Here is a 16,335-nt window from a genome sequence, read left to right as displayed (position 1 = left end):
CTTAAGCCTTTAGGTTTGGGATTTAACATCTTGCACCAAAAAACTTCTGGCTGGAATGATTCAAGATGCACTTCCATTAACAGTTGAAACTGAAAACGGCAAGAAAGTAAAAGTTCTAGCAGATAGTATTAAGACTGTTAGGGGCTTCACAACAAGGCGTTGCATCTGCTATAGAAGCCCGCAAAGATATTATCTCATTTCAAAAAGATGGAATTGCACTGTTATTTCGCCCAACACTTGAAACTGCAAAGCTTAAGAAGCGTTTTGAGCATAGTTAGTGGGGTTAGATTGAATTTTTATAAATTAGGGGAGAATAATGAAAGTACAAGTGCTAGTTGGCTTTGGTTTTGGCTTGGCAATTTTTGGGACTTTTGAGGGCAATGTGTCAAATTGGGATGCTCTCCCACAACCTTACTTCCAATGCGCGACCGCTAACCAATTAAGTAAATACAAGCATTTTATTTTTATTACTAACAAGAGAAACCCTCTATTTTGTCAAAATTTGGTAATACTCGGATAGGGATGTTGCACCGTTATTGTATTTGCCATCAGGATCGTCTTTTAATGTAGCTGGCTCATCCTGCTTATTAACAAAATAGTCTGAGCCTAATGTCAACCCTAGTAAATACAAAAAAAACTTTTCTTCACCTAATACAACACCAAATAATGGTCCACCAGAATCCCCAGGTAGTGTAGTACAGTTTTGATTCGACTTTAAATTAAAGACATCTTTATACTGAGCCACAGTCTCGTCATACACATTTCTGGTTTGATAAGCATTAAATTCTACAGCTTTAATTTTGAAGTCATTTAGCGTTCCTACATAGTTGTCTCTGTTAGTAGTTGAACTAGGTACTCCGTAGCCAGTTTGTAGAAACTGATATTTTCCTATCCCGTTCACTCGTTCCTTGCTATTAATGTAATTTGGTAGCGTTAAGATAAAATTCTGTTGCTCCTTCACCGATTCTTTCAATTGAATAGAATCATTAGAGCCAAATAAAGCTCCTCTTGGTGCGGTTTCGTCGGTGTATGTTATTTCTAATTGACAAATATCATAATCCCAATCCCCAATTAGCTTAATCGCCTCAATCTTCTTTTGTGCATTGACAGGTTGTGCTTCTTTGTCAGGAGCTTTTGAGTTCAAATTAGCTCCCTTATAAAATATTTCAATCTGACTTTTAAAATATTCTATTAGTGTGAGAGTATTCTGCTCGTTTACTTGTGGATTCCAAGTTGCAGGAGTGCCGATTTTTTGATGAACTTGTTTACCTGCGACCAGTAAATTATGCTTTGCCGTCAAAACATAAAATTTCTTTTTTTCAGGATTTTTGAATAAAATGACACCAGAGCCTGTAAAAACATCACCTCTTAGTAAAACACTGGCATTCTCAATGGTATTTTTGACAGCATCATTTAAGTTGCTAATAATTTTATTCTTCAAATCGTCGTTGAGTTTATCAGCGATCATAATCTTCCCTTGTTGACCAGAAATTTTAGACTGCAAAATTCAAGCGTTTGCTCGCACTTGAAAACAAGTGCAAGTGCTCCGCGTCTTCTGTGAAAATTGCTTTACTCGGTCTTATTCTACATGAGAATGTCCAAGGCATTCTGAAGAAGACAAAGAAACTGTCAAAAGATTTCAGAATCTTGTAAAAACCCTAAAAACCAATCTTGCTAACTAACAAGTTTATCGTCTTGGCAGTATTGAAATTGATGTTTACATTGTGGGTCAATCAGTTTCCCCCAGAACTAAAATACAATGGTACTTGTGCGATGGGTTTTCGCCCCGCCCCGCCGTATCGCCCATTCGGTTGTCGGTTCGCGGACTTATTGAAAAATTCCTAACGCAAGAATGTGGGTTCGCGCATTTATATGTACGTGAAAACATATAAATCACCAAAAAGCTTATATAGCCTGAACCTCACGCTGTAAACACTGTCTACAAAGTTAGAAAAACTTATCTAGGACTCAATTAGGACTCAATGCCTGAATCTGGTTGCGCTTATTGATACGTTGAAGACTTGTACTGGATATGTAATATATAACGAAGTATATAACCAGCTTATACTACGTTGATTACATCAAATAATGGAAATTACCAAGTACGTATAAATGTGCGAACCCACACCGACAACGGTTCACGCTGCTACTACGCCCCACCAAAAAGCTGTACACTATCTACACCTGGTACACAAACTGGTACAGACATGGCAAGAATTGAACGCGAGTCCATTAACTTTAAATTACCCAAAACACTAACCAAAGTCCTTAGAGAAAAAGCTCGCTCGCTCGACACCACAGCAACCGATTTGGTCATTCAGGGGTTAGAACACGTTTTGGATTTGGCTCCCAGTACGGATAGTGGTATAGATAACCGTCTGCAGATGATGGAAGCAGAACTCAAGAGATTGGCGAACAGTAGAGAAAATCGTGCAGACAGCAGTACAGAAACTCTTAGTTACGAACGCCTCAACCAATTGGAACAACAGATGAAAGAACTTGCCAACCGACTGTCAATTATTGAATCTGCCTTAGTGCAGATGCAAAGCAACCCAGGAAGTTATAAGGGTCGCAGAGCGTCCGGTTACTCGTACTACACTCAACCCAGTTTAGAACTGCAACCCATGCTAGAAGAAAATCTTGCCAAAAGACTTGCCGTGACTGTCGCCACCCTACGCAACCAACGCGAAAGTCTCAATTCAAAGGATTTTTTATCGTGGTCCAGATCTCGCGATACTAACAGCGTGGGGTGGCGGTATGAGGAGAAGGACAAACTTTATTATCCGGTGAAATAAAAACCAAAAATTACAAATGCTTTATCCGGCGGATGGGATGGCAATACAAGAGTGATGGTCTGTATCATCCGGTGAAGCGAGAGTCTTGTAAAACCTAACATTAGTCGGAAAATGGAATAGCTACCAATGACTGAAAGCTGTGGTCATCTAAGGTTTTAGGGTCAACTTTGTATACTGTACCGTCATACATGGTAATAGTCCATAGAGTAGCGTTAGTCATACCTTCATAGGTATTAACTCCGTAAGTATTGGAACTATCCCAGTCAAAAGACTCTACATCCTCTGTCAGGATGGCTACACCATTAACTTTTACTTGAGATCCAGATGCATTATCAATGTTATGTTCTTCAGCTAGCATTTCTTAAGAGTGACTTTTGGTGAAGATTGTGCTTCTACAATATGTCACATTTACGGTAGAAACAGAACTAGGTAAATCGCAAATTAATCGCACTTAACAGCTTAAGTCGTATCGCGCCGCTTAACGAAGCGATCGCTCGCTGTTTTATACTGCTTTTGCTTTGGCGATCGCTTGTGACAATATAAAGATGACGGTTTGTATCATCCTGTGAAATGAGAATTTTGAGAAAACTCGCTCCGAACAAGGTTTTTAGCCTAGCATAGCGGCTCAGATCGCGTTTGCCACTTTCTCACCAAGTTGGTCTATACTCGCATCAAAGCAACGCCTGTTAGAGCTTTTGTGAATGTTTCGTAAGGGGTTACCCCAACAATGGTTTCCATGAGAGTTCCATTTTTGTAAATCATGACTGTGGGGATACTGCGAATGCCTAATCTTTTGGCAAGGCTTTGGTTCTGGTCAAGGTCTACCTTAACTACTTTTGCACGGTCTTCATATTCTTCAGCCAATTTATCTATTAGAGGAGCAATCATCTTACAAGGTCCGCACCAAGTGGCTGTAAAGTCAAACACAACTGGGGAGTCGCCCTTTAAAAGGGAATCAAATTCTGATTCAGTAATGTATTCAACTGTTTTCATAGATGCTCCTTTTTATTGATGCTTTCATATTGTTTGTAGTTCATAAAAGTTAGTATATAGTACACTCTGTCTCTCTAAATCAGATCCGATATCTTATCGCTCATCGCTTTCTGTAAATTTTGACGGTTATCATCATATTTCAGGACTGTCTGCACTTGGGCGTGTCGGCTAAAGCGTTGGGTAGCACGGTAGTTCCCATTGTTCTGGTCCAGTACAGTTGTAATTGCACTATGCCTAACCCGGTGTGGTGACATCTTCTTAGTAATTCCAGCTTGCTTGCATAACCCATCCACCAATCGCCTGATGGCTTCCCCGGTTAGTCGCTCGCCATTGTTATGATAGGCAAGCACCGTAAACATGGGGTCATCATTACGTTTCTTCTTGGCAGATTTTAACCAAACAGCGATCGCATCAACTGTCTTTTCTGAGAGATCCACAACTTGCTTTTGCGTCCCTTTGCCTTTACCCAAGATAGATAAAGTTTTTTCCTTGGGGTTAAAGTCCCCTACATTTAAATTGACTATTTCATTCCGACGTAGGGCATTATCCCAAAGTAACCTCAGTATTGCATAATCTCGTTTTCCTTTTAGAGTCGTGCGATCGCACAACCCAATGACTTTAGCATAATCACCAGGTGGAATTCCTTTGGTATCCCGGTATGTTTCCACCTTCTCACCTTTGACATCATCCAGAGAAAAATTGCACGCTCCCAACCGTCGCCCCATTTCCACCATAGATTTGATTGCACTCAGACGGCGGTTCACTGTTGCTTCTGCTAGTTTCTTTTTCATGAGGTGGGCTTTGTATTTGAAAACCAGAGCCACCGCGTGTTTTTGCTCTAGATGCAAAAATTCCAAAACCAAGTCCCTGCTCGGTTCTTTTTTAGCTATGTACAAAAAAAAGTCCCGTAAATCTTTTTGGTACTCGCGCTTGGTATTGAGACTTCGCTTGTCCCCAATCAACTGCTCTACCACATCCGGGTCATTTTCTATTGAAAAGTTTTCACCGATACTGAGGGCAAACGAACTTTCTAAAACACTGATATTTTCTGGGTGAATGGAACTCATATGGGAACTATTGGGTGCAGGTTTGGTTGTCAGGCGAACGCGCTCATAGTATGTATTTTACATTCTAAGTAGTGCGAAAAGGGTCATTGTCGCACTATGTGATGGAGATGAGGGAAACCCCATAAGTGTAAAATTTTGGCACGGGAAAGGAGTGTTAACCCGCTAGTTTACCAATTTTGGCATTTTGAACGTGTAAGGCTTGACAACAAAAGCCAGTGATAACACAGTCATAGAACACAAGTGACTGTTTGGGTTCTTGAGTGCATTACAGTATGAATGGAGTGGGCGATCGCTTCGGCGCTGCTTCTTTGCAGATCTCGATTGACCAGATGATGATAGGTTATGAGGGAAGCGATCGCCATCGATAGGTGATTTTTCGATAGGGCGTAAAAGTAGCAAAGACAAATTTTGCCGCCACTCACAGCTTAAAAACCTTGCTGTGAAAGAGTTCCAGAAATAAAATCGCTCTCTTTCACCAAAAATCGGAGAAAAAGAACTTTTCACTGACTTTACGCCCTACCCTGGCTGTCGCATTGTCATTACCAATTTAGAAAAGTTTGAATCTCTGTCAGAGGATGTTTTGGATATCATCAGCCAAATCTATAACACAGTGGAAAGTTCTGGGGAGCAGTTGAAACAGGTTAATGATGCGTTGTTGCAAGAATTAGTGGTTACCCAGTCATAACCTTAGAATGGGATTACACATTGCAGGAATAATTTAGGCGATCGCCCTACTTTCCCACAGAACCAAAGATGCGATAAAAATCCTGTCTTCATATAATGCGTGTCGTCCGGCGCTTACTTTTTCTTGAGTTTATAAGTTTTGGGGAAATCAAGAAACCTAGAATTGGTATTTGAAGTCCAACAATAATTGTGTATTTTATTACATAAAAGTCAAGGGTTATGAATTTTACTAAACATTCCCAAATCTTATCGTTAGCTGTTGCCCAAAAAATGATGCGATTAAGTTTATTAACAACTTTGCTGCTAATAGCAACTAGTATGAGCAATCAAACTGGTTATGCTAATGATGTTGTTAATCCATCTCAGGCTGAGGCATTTGCACTCTTAAAACCTATATGTGGAGAAGACAATATACAGCTTAACCCTCGGAGTGAAGGTCTAAATCTGGGGCATGATTCTTTCATGCCACCAAGAACCTCAATTAATTAGCACAGATAATGCCTTTTAAGCGTAGCACCATGAAAAAAGATTATGAAATTATATCAACAACCATCAAAGTTACACTGAATACACGGTTAGTACAATTAGATGTAAATCCTTCAAGTCTCCAATAACTGTTACCGTGCTTATCCTGATTGAAAGGATTAGTGATATGGTCAAGAGTAATTGTGTCCCAACCACCTTCATCAAGGCTTCCCCAATTTAAATTTCCAGGGTATTCAGTATTATCAGCATTATTAACCCAAGGATAAAACAGCCTATATTTGCTTACATCTCCTCTAGGTGCTTGTCCATCATTAGCTTGTCGGACAATAAGTTTATACTTCCTTTGAGTACCAGGTAGCGTTGCTGTGTAATCATATGTACTATAAACAGGTCGGGTTACTGCTATCCACTGTCCATTAACGTCAATAAATTCATCATTAGTTGCTAAAGCAAGTGGATGAACTTCTCGGACAATTTCTGTTCCAGGAGCAAGAGGTCCTTGTTTAATTGATTGAATATCTGAAAGCCCTTTTGATAGAAGAGCATCAACAGATTGAAGTTGACTTTTCAGAAGAGTATCAACAGATTGGAGTTCGTTCTTAGTAGTTTCAAATTCTGTAATAGTTATCTGAAGTTGTTGTTTTATTGTTTCTAACTCTCCAGAATTTTTTTGAAGTAAACCTTTAGTTTCTTTAAGTTCTTTCTCTAAATTGTCAATGGCTCCTGTTTTATCTCTAAATTCCTGACGGGCATTATTCAATGCCTCAAATGCCTTCTGGTAAGCTTCTGCTGGAGTGATATCTTGTCCTGCCATAGTTTTTATATTCCTTAACTCATGTAGTTGTTCAAGTTAATAACTGAGACCAAAACTTACTAGCTTGACCATACTTTACCCAATCTTTTGTACATATGTATTGAAGTTCTTCAACACCTAAACCTTTTGCCCTAATGTGCATCCTAGCAGCATTGATTTGAAGTTGGATATAAGAATCAACGATTAACTGGATTGAAGAGTTATTTTTTATGTGACCATCAATCTGTTCTAATTCTACGCATTCTAAATATCTATAGAGTTCCATGTCATCAAGACTAGCTACGAGTTTAGGTAATAACCCCCCTAATCCTACTCTTGTTCTACATGGCTCTTTAACCAATCCATCTAATACCAGTCCAAGGAGTTTATCTCTAGCATTACTAATAGTTGTATCAGCTATACCAGCTAGTTTGTCGAGAACTCCGTTCAAATCTTGAAAAAATTTAGTCTCAAGTTTATCAATTCTATCAAACGTTGGCTCGACAAGTTCTCTTCTAAACGCCCCTGGAGTAAAGCGATCGCTAATCTCCTTTGCCTCCTTCAAAGAAGCCATAATAGTAATAGAAATTTGATTGATTCTCTCTTCTAGGGACGTATCGATATCTCCTATCATTGCTCTTAATCCCAAAATTGCCTCAGCACGGGCTTGATTAATTTCTTCAAAAGTCAATCTAAGATTTTCTTTGTACAAGTCATCGACATTAGCGATTAGCTCATCAACATCTCCTTTCACCTGATTTTTTAGATCGGAAAAATTTTGAACTGTATGCGTCACTACATCTTTAGCTGCATCCTGTGATTGTGCAATACGCTTTTGCGCTATGTAGTCAACTTTGTCAGCAAAGGGATTTAATTTCTCATTAAATAAGTGGTCTACTGCCTCATTAAATTCTTCTTTAATAGGCTGTGCAAATCCCTGAGCGGTGTTTTTAGAAGCACCTTTAGCCGCTTTATTAAGTATCATAGCTGGATCGCAACCACCACTAAAACAGCTTTTGACTTCCTTTCTAATGGAATTTCCAGCATCCGAAAGTGGTTTTTCAACTTTATCTTCCCACCAACTCATATTGATTGTGACTCATAATCTCTTAGCTCTACTCAATACTGACTTATAAAAATTATTCTTTAATGAAGCTTTTTTATCTTTTTAGGTTTTACAGAGTAAGCGCTACAAATCAAAACTTGTGAGTTGAAATGGCGTGACTCGGTGGCGATTACTGAGATGTACTTGTATGCTAAACCAACTGATAGCAGTGGGTTGTATTTGCTGGATGATGAGTGATGGTGCGATCGCCCTCCAGTCCCAGTTTCCCGATTCAAGTACCTCTGTTCTAGGAAGCACTATTCTGTAAACTAATATTCTGAAAAGTAATTGCACAACCGTAGGGTGTAGCAGCAGTTACGACTGTATACGGTTTGGGGTGAATGATATCCGTCTGCAATAGCTTCGCTGCTTTTAGGCAGATCGCTCTGTTGGTTCTATTGAAAACTAGGTGCAAGTTCTGGAAAAACAGGGAAGTTATACTGGTATTGAGCCGAGTTCCTTGTAAAATCAGACAAGATGGTCTGAAACAAAGTTGCAATCTCTAGAAAAGTGAGCATGAGCGATCGAGAAATAACTTGGGAGGAATGGGTAGAGGAGTTATCAGCAGCCTCAGGTGGGTATATTGACTACTGGTTACTTGACGAAGAATCAGCAAAAGCTAATCGCCCTAATCTCTACGAGTACTACAAAATGGGATACGACCCCAACGTTCTCGTAAGTGAGCGGTTAATGAGCTATGAGGGCGGAGATGTAGTGATATGGCTAGATCCAGATGATATAGATGACGCTCAATTAGACGCAATATTAGCTAATACTGAGTTTTACCGCACATTTTCTAATGAAATCTCAAGTCTGCGCCTTCTAAATGACCTCACTATAACTGATTTTAATGCTCGAAGGACTTTGAAGAGACAAATTTATGTTGGAACAATTACATGTCTTGAAACTTATCTATCTGATGCGTTTATAAATACAGTCCTGTCAAATGAGGAATATCTCAAATCTTTCTTTTCCTCATTCAAAGACTTTAAGGAGCAAAAATTTGGACTAAATGAACTATTCCCAAAGTTTGAACAGGCAAAAGACATAGCAAAGAAAGCAATGCTGGAAGTGATTTATCACAACCTTCCCAAGGTAAAGAATATGTATGAGACAACGCTTAATCTTTCATTTCCAAATTTTGCAGAAATCACAAAGCATATAGCAACTAGGCATGATTTAGTACATAGAAATGGGAAAACGAAAGATGAAAAAGAAATTTTTCTTGATGAAAAAGCTGTTGATGAGGTCATCTGTACGATCGAAAGCTTTGTTAATGAGATCGACCGAAAACTGAAAGGCAAGGAAGAATCTCCTGAACCTCCTGGAACGGCATAACAATCTATTGGAGCGGGCTGAAGGGAGATCTAGGCAGCGATGCAGACCGATACCAAAGTTGCTTCTTTAGCATGAGCATTTAAAGTTCAGCAATTTTTCTCCATTCCTCTTGACTTTCAAGACAATTGATGAAATTTTGGCATCAAAACCAGGGGAAACGAGGACAAGTTCCAAAACCAAGAATAAAATCGGAACTTTGTATTTCTGCGTGGCACTTCATGACAAGCTCTCTAGCATTACCTCATATCTTGCACCTGGAAATTTGAATGTCAATTCCTTGACTAAGTGCTAGTTCTTTCAAGCGCTGAATATTATGTAAAAGAAGCAACACTACCAGGTGTGGAAATAGAGTTTGGAATGCAATTTCACCGGCTTGTCCCCAATCAGGTAAAGTAGAAGCGAATGCTCCTTGGACACGCTCCGCGATCGCCGTGGATAAGTAAGCCCAATGGGCTAAAACATAAGAAATAAGGGACAACACCAACCAACGATAGACGCCCAAAAGAGTCCCTTGCCCAAAACGATGTAAGCCAAAACGGTGTTTTGCAGTTTTAAACCAACCCTCAATCTGCCATCGACGTTTACCCCACCCTTCGGGTTCGCCAGTCGCTACAACGGGGGGAACCCCCGCAACGCGCTGGCTCACCAAGAAATGGTGCTAGCTTTGAGAGCTTTGGTAGAGATAACAAATCGTTTTTCATACTTGCCCTTACGGGTTCAGCAGTTCCCTACGGCGGGAAACCCGCCTTCAGGACTGCTTCACCATCATGACGTTTAAAGTAGTACCAAGATACGGAGACAGGGAATTTCAAGCCGTGAAGGTGTAGTTGTTGTCCGCGCTTATGTAGTCGAGCAATACAGCGTCCATCTGTTAATTTACGGGTGCAAGCGATACCAGCAATCACGTGGTACTTCAACTTTCGGACACCATGAAGAAACTCGACGCTACCAAAAGCTGTATCTACGAGAACCATGACTTGGAAATGCTTGGTGAGTTTTTTAGGTAAACATTTGACCAACTTCAATCCTAACTGGGCGGGAGAAGGAGTCCCTTTTCCTCTCCAGACCCGAAAACTCCAAGGAACGCGCCACCGACCAACAACCAAATACGCGACAACCAAATGCAAGCCGCGTTTTCCATGGTAGACGTGGATTAAATTTGACAATCCCTTAAATTTTCCAGATTTTTCGAGAGTGGTCAGGTCAATAATCACTTGTAGAAATGGTTGACGCCCCAATGGACGCTCAGACAAAATCTCCTGAATAACACGGTTACGAATAGTACGAATTACATTTAATGTTGACCAATTGTAAATATTGAGAAATCGGCTTAAGGCGCTATTTGACTTACTCTTACTATGTTCAGGTAAAGGATACCCTTGTGCGCTCAAGAACAACCCAAACATAGCTTCAAGATTTTCCTGTTGGTAGACAGAGGGCATCAGTGATAGTAAGGTGTCAACTAAGTTTTGGGCGTGGGCAAGAATGTTTTTCATTGTTCTTGCAAGATTTATATGCATTTCAACGCCCTTTTTCTCATATTTTGGTAGAGAATTGCAAATGCAACCGCTTTGAGTCAAAACAAAGGTTAACATTTGACAAAGAATGATAATCGTTGAGGGAGGGAAGTGGTAGCCGTCGGCGACCACTTCCCTCACATACAACTTCAAACATAAAGATAAGGGTAGAGGCGGCTCCCGACGGGAGCCGCCTCACCCCCCTCTCGACGATTATCATTTTAATTTAAAGAGCTTGGTTGATAGTTCTCTAAGCATTTATCAGGAATAATGCTAACGTCATGAGATAATTTAATAACAACTTAGTACTTAAGTCTATTTCATTTCTCTTTGTTACACTTTTACCTCTTTATTCGCCGAGCTGCGGGTTACCCTTACAGGTGCAAGATATCAGGTACCGGGTCGTGCTGAAGGAACAGCGCCTCGACCACACCAGCGAGCCCACCCTGCAGGATCTGGGTGAGGCACTCATCATCACCTACGGAACCGACTTCGGGGTGCATAGCCCGACCTGGATCTCCCGGTTCACCGACATGACGCGGCAGGCAGCCTCCTACCGCCACGGGCGTGTGCTGCTGGCCGGGGACGCCGCCCACGTGCATCCCCCGCAGGGCGGCCAGGGCCTCAACACGGGCGTGCAGGACGCCGTGAACCTGGGATGGAAGCTGGCCCTGGTGGTCAACAAGACATCACCCTCAAGCCTCCTGGACACCTACCACGCCGAACGGCATCCGGTCGCTGCCCGTGTGTTGCACAACACCATGGCACAGGTCGCGCTCAACAGCCCCGACGACCGTCACCAGGCCCTCCGCGACACCATGACCGAACTGCTGAGCATGGACGAGCCGCGCAAACGGTTCGCCGCGATGATGTCTGGTCTGGACATCCATTACGACCTCGGCGAGGGACACCCGCTGCTCGGACGCCGCATGCCCGATCTCGACCTGGTCACCGCCACCGGCCCGCTGCGGGTCTTCACCCTGCTGCACGATGCCCGACCGGTGCTGCTCAACCTAGGTGAGCCCGGTGGCTTCGACATCACTCCATGGGCAGATCGCGTTCGGTCGCTCGACGCCAAGTACGTCGGTACGTGGGAGCTTCCGGTAATCGGGGCGGTCACTGCTCCCACCGCCGTGTTGATTCGACCCGACGGATATGTGGCCTGGGTGGGAGACCCAACTCGGTTGGGGCTCGCTGACGCGCTAACCACTTGGTTCGGACCGCCTACCGCAACGTAGCGCCTCGGCCTCCAAGATCGTTCTGTTAGGAGTTCCTAGGAGACACGTCTAACGCCACCGCTCAGCCTAACACAGCGCTTCAGTGGACGGAGGGCCGGACATACTTTGGCTCGGCTGCGAGTGTGGAACGCGGACCTCCGCCACTGAGCTTTTCCGTTAGACTGCTGTTTCAATAGGATTACTTATTAGAGTTGTCTGGAAATCAGACCAAAATTCCTTGAAAGCCTTATTCAGCAAGCATTCTGACGGTTTTTATAGCAAAAACGCTGTATTCCTTTCACAGCAAGGCTTTCAGCCATTTTTCTTGTGATTACCTGACAAGTCTATTGGTTGAGAGCTTGAACCTCTGGATAGTTGGAGGATTAGGTTCAGTTCACCTCAACTCGCTCGACTTAAAAAATTGCACTATCCGGATGGATTGTATCATCCAATCGGTCAATAGATTAAGGCAGTGCTGCGAACAATTATGAATAATTATGACTTGATTGTGCGGTGTCACTACTTTTTGGTATTGTCAGGCAATTGCACTTTGGACACGTTGAATGTCAGATCGCTTTCACCAAACACCTAACTGGCAACCCATCGCAATGCTACCTGTCATTGCACAGCTGATTGATGGGGGATTATCAGATACTCAAGAACAATATCAAACCTTGCAACAAGCACAGGGACGCTCTTATACTTTAGATGATGATACTATTAGAAGAGTTATTAAGTTTGCTAACGAACAAAAAGAGTTTCTTCATATTTATGCAGAACAACTGACAAGATGGAAAACTGAGAAATTATCTGCTGCTCAGAAACTTGAAATTGAGAGATTGGAGCAGCAACTGGTGAAGTTTCGAGAGTTAAATACTACCATACTGGCTTTAGTTGACCAACTCAAAGAGCAGACCATTGAAAAATTTTTGGCGAAATCTGATGAAGAAATTGGTTTGGAATTTCTCTTAGGGAAGCTAAATTTTCAGTAAGGGGTTAAGCTGAAATTCACCCTAGTTAGAGAAAGTTTTTTGTTAAAGAAGAAATTTTGTCAGAGCATAAGGAGGAAAGTGAGGAATAGTTTAAGAGCTTTTTTAACTGAATGAACCCGAGCGGGTGTCAGGAGAGGGAGTATTAGTAACCTAGTGGTAGTAAAATAACAAAAAACGTCATTAAAGTTGTATAGAATTTGATATAAAATGAGTAGCAGTCGCTATCCATCTAATTGGAAGGAAATAGCCACCGCTGTTAAGGAATCGGTTGGGTGGCGTTGTCAAAAATGTGGTAAACTTTGCTTAAAGCCAGGGGAAAAAAATCCTGAAATGACTTTATCTCAACGCAGAGCTTACACTCTTCAAGTTCATCATTGGAACCTAAATCCAGCTGATAATAGAATAGAAAACCTTGCCCCTTTATGCACAGCTTGTCATCTCTATTATCATCAATTTAGACGAGGAAATATTTCTCCCGGTCAGTTGTCAATTGAATTGAAAATTCAGAAAAATTCAGGAGTCAGTCGCTAGAATTTAGAATGGAATTCTGTGCGACTGATGGATGAATAAAAAGAACGAAGGTGTCAGTCGCCAGAATTCAGTTGAAGGTTAAGCGAGTGGCGACTCGTCTTGGGGTTTAAATAACGACAGTTAACACGGTGTCTACAATTGGTTGGAGTTTGAATCCACATACTCAAGATTGCTGACTTCTGGATTCTGGCTTCTGGATTCTTCTTCAACAAAGTATATAAAGGGGGAAGGTATAACGTTTACTTTTCCCCTTTAAATTTGAGATGACAACATTTGCTAACGCATCAATTCAAGACCAATCGAATTGAAGTTGTGTTCTCATGAAAACTGCTACTACCATCTTACCAAAAGCCAACCTTTCTCAAGTAAAAGAAATGCCAAAAGTTGAGCAATATGCCGCAGTTTTAACTTCTGATGAGTACTACGACTTGGAGGCTGAGTTGGCAGAGGAAATGTCTAACTACTACCACTTGCGATACAACTACTAAGTTCAATCTCAAGGGACAAAAAAATCAACTTTCTACATCAACAACCAGTGGTAGGTAACTGCTATTGGTTTTCGTCTACAGGAAAATTATGACTCAAGCACTTCACAGCCAAATAAACGAACTCACTCTCAGGGAACTATCCCTCGATGCTGCTAAACTCTGGTCTCAAATTGAGGAAGCCACAGAGTCAGGGGAAGAGGGTAAGGTAGAAGAACTTCTACAGCAGATAGTCTCCATCCAAGATGGAATTGAAGCTAAAATCGATGCTATCGCGTGGGTGTTTGACCAATTAAACCTCGATTTGGAAAATTGGGAGGATAGAAAAGCACGGACAGTTGAACTTTACGATAAGATAATCTCTCGGCGCAAAACCCAGCTTGAACAAATTAAGCGCAGTCTCATTCATCAGTATGAAATTGGGTTAATCTCAGAGAGAAATATTGGGAAGGAGAGAGAAATCGAAATTAGGGATAATCCACCCAAGGTAGCTGCATTGCTGGTTGAGGTAAATGATGAAGATTTTCCTTCAGAGTTTAGAAGTATCCACTACAAAGCCGATAATAAAGCGATTTTGGAGGCTTATAAGGCAGGCAAGGATGTTAGCAATATTGCTGAAATTACAGTCGGGAAGCAGGTTAGATTCAAGGTGAAATCCACCAAGAGGAGTAAAAAGTAAATATTGAAAAGAGAGGGGATATCCTCTCTTTATCTTTTTTACAGATAAATCATCAAATTAAATTCATCAAAGCTTAACCGACTTTCCTACTTACAAAGGATATCATGAACGAAATCCAAAATACTAATGGCGGCTTCTGGGGTGTAGTCTAAGGCTGGAAAGCCATTTTAGATGAAATTGCACAGTTAGTCGATAATATAAAAACTGTAGTCAAATTTTTATAAAAAATCCTATTTCAAACCAGTAACATTGAAAAAGATTGCTAACACTGCGAGATGAAAAACCTCGTTCATTATATAAACAACCGCACTAGCTACGCAAAAAGCCATAGAAATAATTGCTCAATTCGCTTCACAAGAGCAACAAAAATATGGAAACTACATTCAAAGTTATTGACGCTTTACTCTACATTCTTATCTACGGATTTTCGTGTTTGTTCATCCTGGCGTTCGTGTTAGAAATGCAAGTGGCATTTATCAATCATGTGTCGGCTCATTTGCAACCTCAAAAATCAACAGTCGAACTAGAAATCAAGTCAAAAAACCAGCACGAATTTCAACCAAATCTACTACCTGAAAGCAACATACAACCAGTCAAACCCTTACCAAAGTCCAAAAATGCACAATTGCGAAAACTATGCGATAAGGCAGGTATAGACTGGTATTACACAAGTGTTAACCCTAAAACTAATCGTAAAAGACACATGACTATTGCTGAAATGGAGGTCGCACTTTCCACAAATCAAATTAATATTGCAGTCTGAAAATTAGATGCTCCCAAGCAGGGGGTATCTAACATTGTACACATTGTCTTTATTTGAACATACCTAATTTAGTATTGCAGCTCACAGCATCAACCCAGTACCCGTACTGCAACACAAGATTTTGCAATCTTGGCTTTGACGCTTTAATCTTAGGCAATATCAGATTTTGATACATCTTTGGTTGTGCAGTCGTTGTGACAAGCAATTCTTCGCCTACGATATCAATATGCGACACGAATTGTTCAAGTATCGCACGCGATGCAGCGCTTGAAACTTCAAGAAACTTGTCCCAGACTTTAAGCAGCATTTCATATGAGTGCAATTTTTAAGCGTTGTTCAAAGAATCGCCAAATTCGCGTTTCATATGGTGAAATGCAATTTCTTTGCTGCTGCCATCAGGGTCAGACAAATGCATCCTTAAATTAGCGTATATACATCTGTCGGTTATAACGCTCTCGTTAGATCGGTACTGAATACTGCGCCTTCTGCCCATTGAAAAGGTGACGCTATTATTCTGTAAGTTTCTTTGAACTTATCATCAACCCACCAAACCCTGTAGTCTCGCTTGAAAGCGTGTTTTAGCCACCTTCAGTAGATCGCAAACTTTCGGAAGGTGACGTAAAAATGAGGGTTCCAGCCATCGGGATTCAGGGGGAAACAGCGTTCGTTTAACGGCGTTCACGTAGTGGCGGCTTCCGCATCGCAATGCTTGTAACTAACTGCCGCCAAGACGCTGATTAATCGGTTCTTTTTTGGTGTCTGGGTGTTTTGTTGAAATGACCATGTGGCAAGGGTTCTAAAAAACTTTGCGATCTACTGACCTTCTGTAATCACGGCACTGTTTTTCTTGTTTGGGTAACAGCAATTCACCAAACGGCTTTGTTTGCGAT

The 16,335-nt window shown here is 41.4% G+C and carries 17 protein-coding genes and 3 pseudogenes; 10 read left to right on the top strand and 10 right to left on the bottom strand.

Features of this window, described 5'->3' with window-relative positions; all coding sequences use genetic code 11:
- Positions 1–487 precede the first annotated feature (487 nt).
- A complete protein-coding gene (locus tag F7734_RS23365; protein WP_155746889.1) occupies positions 488–1,504 on the bottom strand; it encodes a hypothetical protein in 1,017 nt (338 codons plus the stop codon).
- Between the two features lie 112 nt (positions 1,505–1,616).
- Here F7734_RS23365 and F7734_RS66230 point away from each other — a divergent pair.
- Positions 1,617–1,892 (top strand): annotated as a pseudogene (locus F7734_RS66230) (nuclease A inhibitor family protein); the annotation flags it as partial.
- A gap of 222 nt (positions 1,893–2,114) precedes the next feature.
- Positions 2,115–2,795, top strand: a complete 681-nt coding sequence (locus F7734_RS23360; RefSeq protein ID WP_347566268.1) for a hypothetical protein — start codon at positions 2,115–2,117, stop codon at positions 2,793–2,795.
- Between the two features lie 100 nt (positions 2,796–2,895).
- Here F7734_RS23360 and F7734_RS23355 read toward each other — a convergent pair whose 3' ends face one another.
- The 4 genes from F7734_RS23355 to F7734_RS23340 all read right to left on the bottom strand — a co-directional run bounded on the left by F7734_RS23355 (position 2,896) and on the right by F7734_RS23340 (position 4,855).
- Positions 2,896–3,153 carry a hypothetical protein gene (locus F7734_RS23355; RefSeq protein ID WP_155746888.1) on the bottom strand — a complete coding sequence of 86 codons (258 nt, stop codon included), beginning with the start codon at positions 3,151–3,153 and terminating at the stop codon, positions 2,896–2,898.
- Between the two features lie 67 nt (positions 3,154–3,220).
- Positions 3,221–3,397 (bottom strand): hypothetical protein, encoded by a 177-nt coding sequence (locus F7734_RS23350; protein WP_155746887.1) that lies wholly within the window; start codon positions 3,395–3,397, stop codon positions 3,221–3,223.
- Positions 3,398–3,455: 58 nt separating this feature from the next.
- Complete coding sequence (gene trxA, locus F7734_RS23345) at positions 3,456–3,788, bottom strand: thioredoxin (protein ID WP_155746886.1); 333 nt, start codon at positions 3,786–3,788, stop codon at positions 3,456–3,458.
- Between the two features lie 74 nt (positions 3,789–3,862).
- Positions 3,863–4,855: a tyrosine-type recombinase/integrase gene (locus F7734_RS23340; RefSeq protein ID WP_155746885.1), complete on the bottom strand. Its 993-nt coding sequence runs from the start codon at positions 4,853–4,855 to the stop codon at positions 3,863–3,865.
- Between the two features lie 903 nt (positions 4,856–5,758).
- On the opposite strand from F7734_RS23340, the gene F7734_RS23335 reads away from it, so the two are divergent.
- Positions 5,759–6,028 carry a hypothetical protein gene (locus F7734_RS23335; RefSeq protein ID WP_155746884.1) on the top strand — a complete coding sequence of 90 codons (270 nt, stop codon included), beginning with the start codon at positions 5,759–5,761 and terminating at the stop codon, positions 6,026–6,028.
- Between the two features lie 40 nt (positions 6,029–6,068).
- Here F7734_RS23335 and F7734_RS23330 read toward each other — a convergent pair whose 3' ends face one another.
- From F7734_RS23330 to F7734_RS23320, 3 genes are all read right to left on the bottom strand, one after another.
- A complete protein-coding gene (locus F7734_RS23330) occupies positions 6,069–6,839 on the bottom strand; it encodes a hypothetical protein (RefSeq protein ID WP_155746883.1) in 771 nt (256 codons plus the stop codon).
- Between the two features lie 31 nt (positions 6,840–6,870).
- On the bottom strand, positions 6,871–7,905 hold the full coding sequence (locus tag F7734_RS23325; RefSeq protein ID WP_155746882.1) for a hypothetical protein: 1,035 nt from the start codon (positions 7,903–7,905) through the stop codon (positions 6,871–6,873).
- A 102-nt stretch (positions 7,906–8,007) separates the two neighbouring features.
- Positions 8,008–8,181 (bottom strand): hypothetical protein, encoded by a 174-nt coding sequence (locus tag F7734_RS23320; RefSeq protein WP_155746881.1) that lies wholly within the window; start codon positions 8,179–8,181, stop codon positions 8,008–8,010.
- Positions 8,182–8,439: 258 nt separating this feature from the next.
- Between F7734_RS23320 and F7734_RS23315 the strand changes: the two genes are divergently transcribed.
- A complete protein-coding gene (locus F7734_RS23315; RefSeq protein WP_155746880.1) occupies positions 8,440–9,261 on the top strand; it encodes a hypothetical protein in 822 nt (273 codons plus the stop codon).
- 295 nt (positions 9,262–9,556) lie between these two features.
- Here the strand turns inward: F7734_RS23315 and F7734_RS23310 are convergent.
- Both F7734_RS23310 and F7734_RS23305 read right to left on the bottom strand, forming a co-directional pair.
- A pseudogene (locus tag F7734_RS23310) lies at positions 9,557–9,850 on the bottom strand (IS701 family transposase); the annotation flags it as partial.
- A 175-nt stretch (positions 9,851–10,025) separates the two neighbouring features.
- A pseudogene (locus F7734_RS23305) lies at positions 10,026–10,781 on the bottom strand (transposase); the annotation flags it as partial.
- A 401-nt stretch (positions 10,782–11,182) separates the two neighbouring features.
- Between F7734_RS23305 and F7734_RS23300 the strand changes: the two are divergent.
- The 6 genes from F7734_RS23300 to F7734_RS23280 all read left to right on the top strand — a co-directional run bounded on the left by F7734_RS23300 (position 11,183) and on the right by F7734_RS23280 (position 15,445).
- Positions 11,183–12,016 (top strand): FAD-dependent monooxygenase, encoded by an 834-nt coding sequence (locus F7734_RS23300; protein WP_207714186.1) that lies wholly within the window; start codon positions 11,183–11,185, stop codon positions 12,014–12,016.
- A gap of 542 nt (positions 12,017–12,558) precedes the next feature.
- Positions 12,559–12,987 (top strand): hypothetical protein, encoded by a 429-nt coding sequence (locus F7734_RS23295; RefSeq protein ID WP_155746878.1) that lies wholly within the window; start codon positions 12,559–12,561, stop codon positions 12,985–12,987.
- A gap of 207 nt (positions 12,988–13,194) precedes the next feature.
- Positions 13,195–13,518 (top strand): HNH endonuclease, encoded by a 324-nt coding sequence (locus tag F7734_RS23290; protein WP_155746877.1) that lies wholly within the window; start codon positions 13,195–13,197, stop codon positions 13,516–13,518.
- A gap of 320 nt (positions 13,519–13,838) precedes the next feature.
- Positions 13,839–14,006, top strand: a complete 168-nt coding sequence (locus tag F7734_RS60835; RefSeq protein ID WP_166482098.1) for a hypothetical protein — start codon at positions 13,839–13,841, stop codon at positions 14,004–14,006.
- Positions 14,007–14,094: 88 nt separating this feature from the next.
- Entirely contained in the window at positions 14,095–14,682 is a 588-nt protein-coding gene (locus F7734_RS23285) for a siphovirus Gp157 family protein (protein ID WP_155746876.1), read from the top strand.
- Between the two features lie 370 nt (positions 14,683–15,052).
- Positions 15,053–15,445, top strand: a complete 393-nt coding sequence (locus F7734_RS23280) for a hypothetical protein (protein WP_155746875.1) — start codon at positions 15,053–15,055, stop codon at positions 15,443–15,445.
- Positions 15,446–16,335 lie beyond the last annotated feature (890 nt).

The sequence above is a fragment of the Scytonema sp. UIC 10036 genome, from assembly GCF_009725235.1.
The sequence above is the reverse complement of the archived record's forward strand: the minus strand, read 5'-3'. Positions and strand labels throughout refer to the sequence as shown.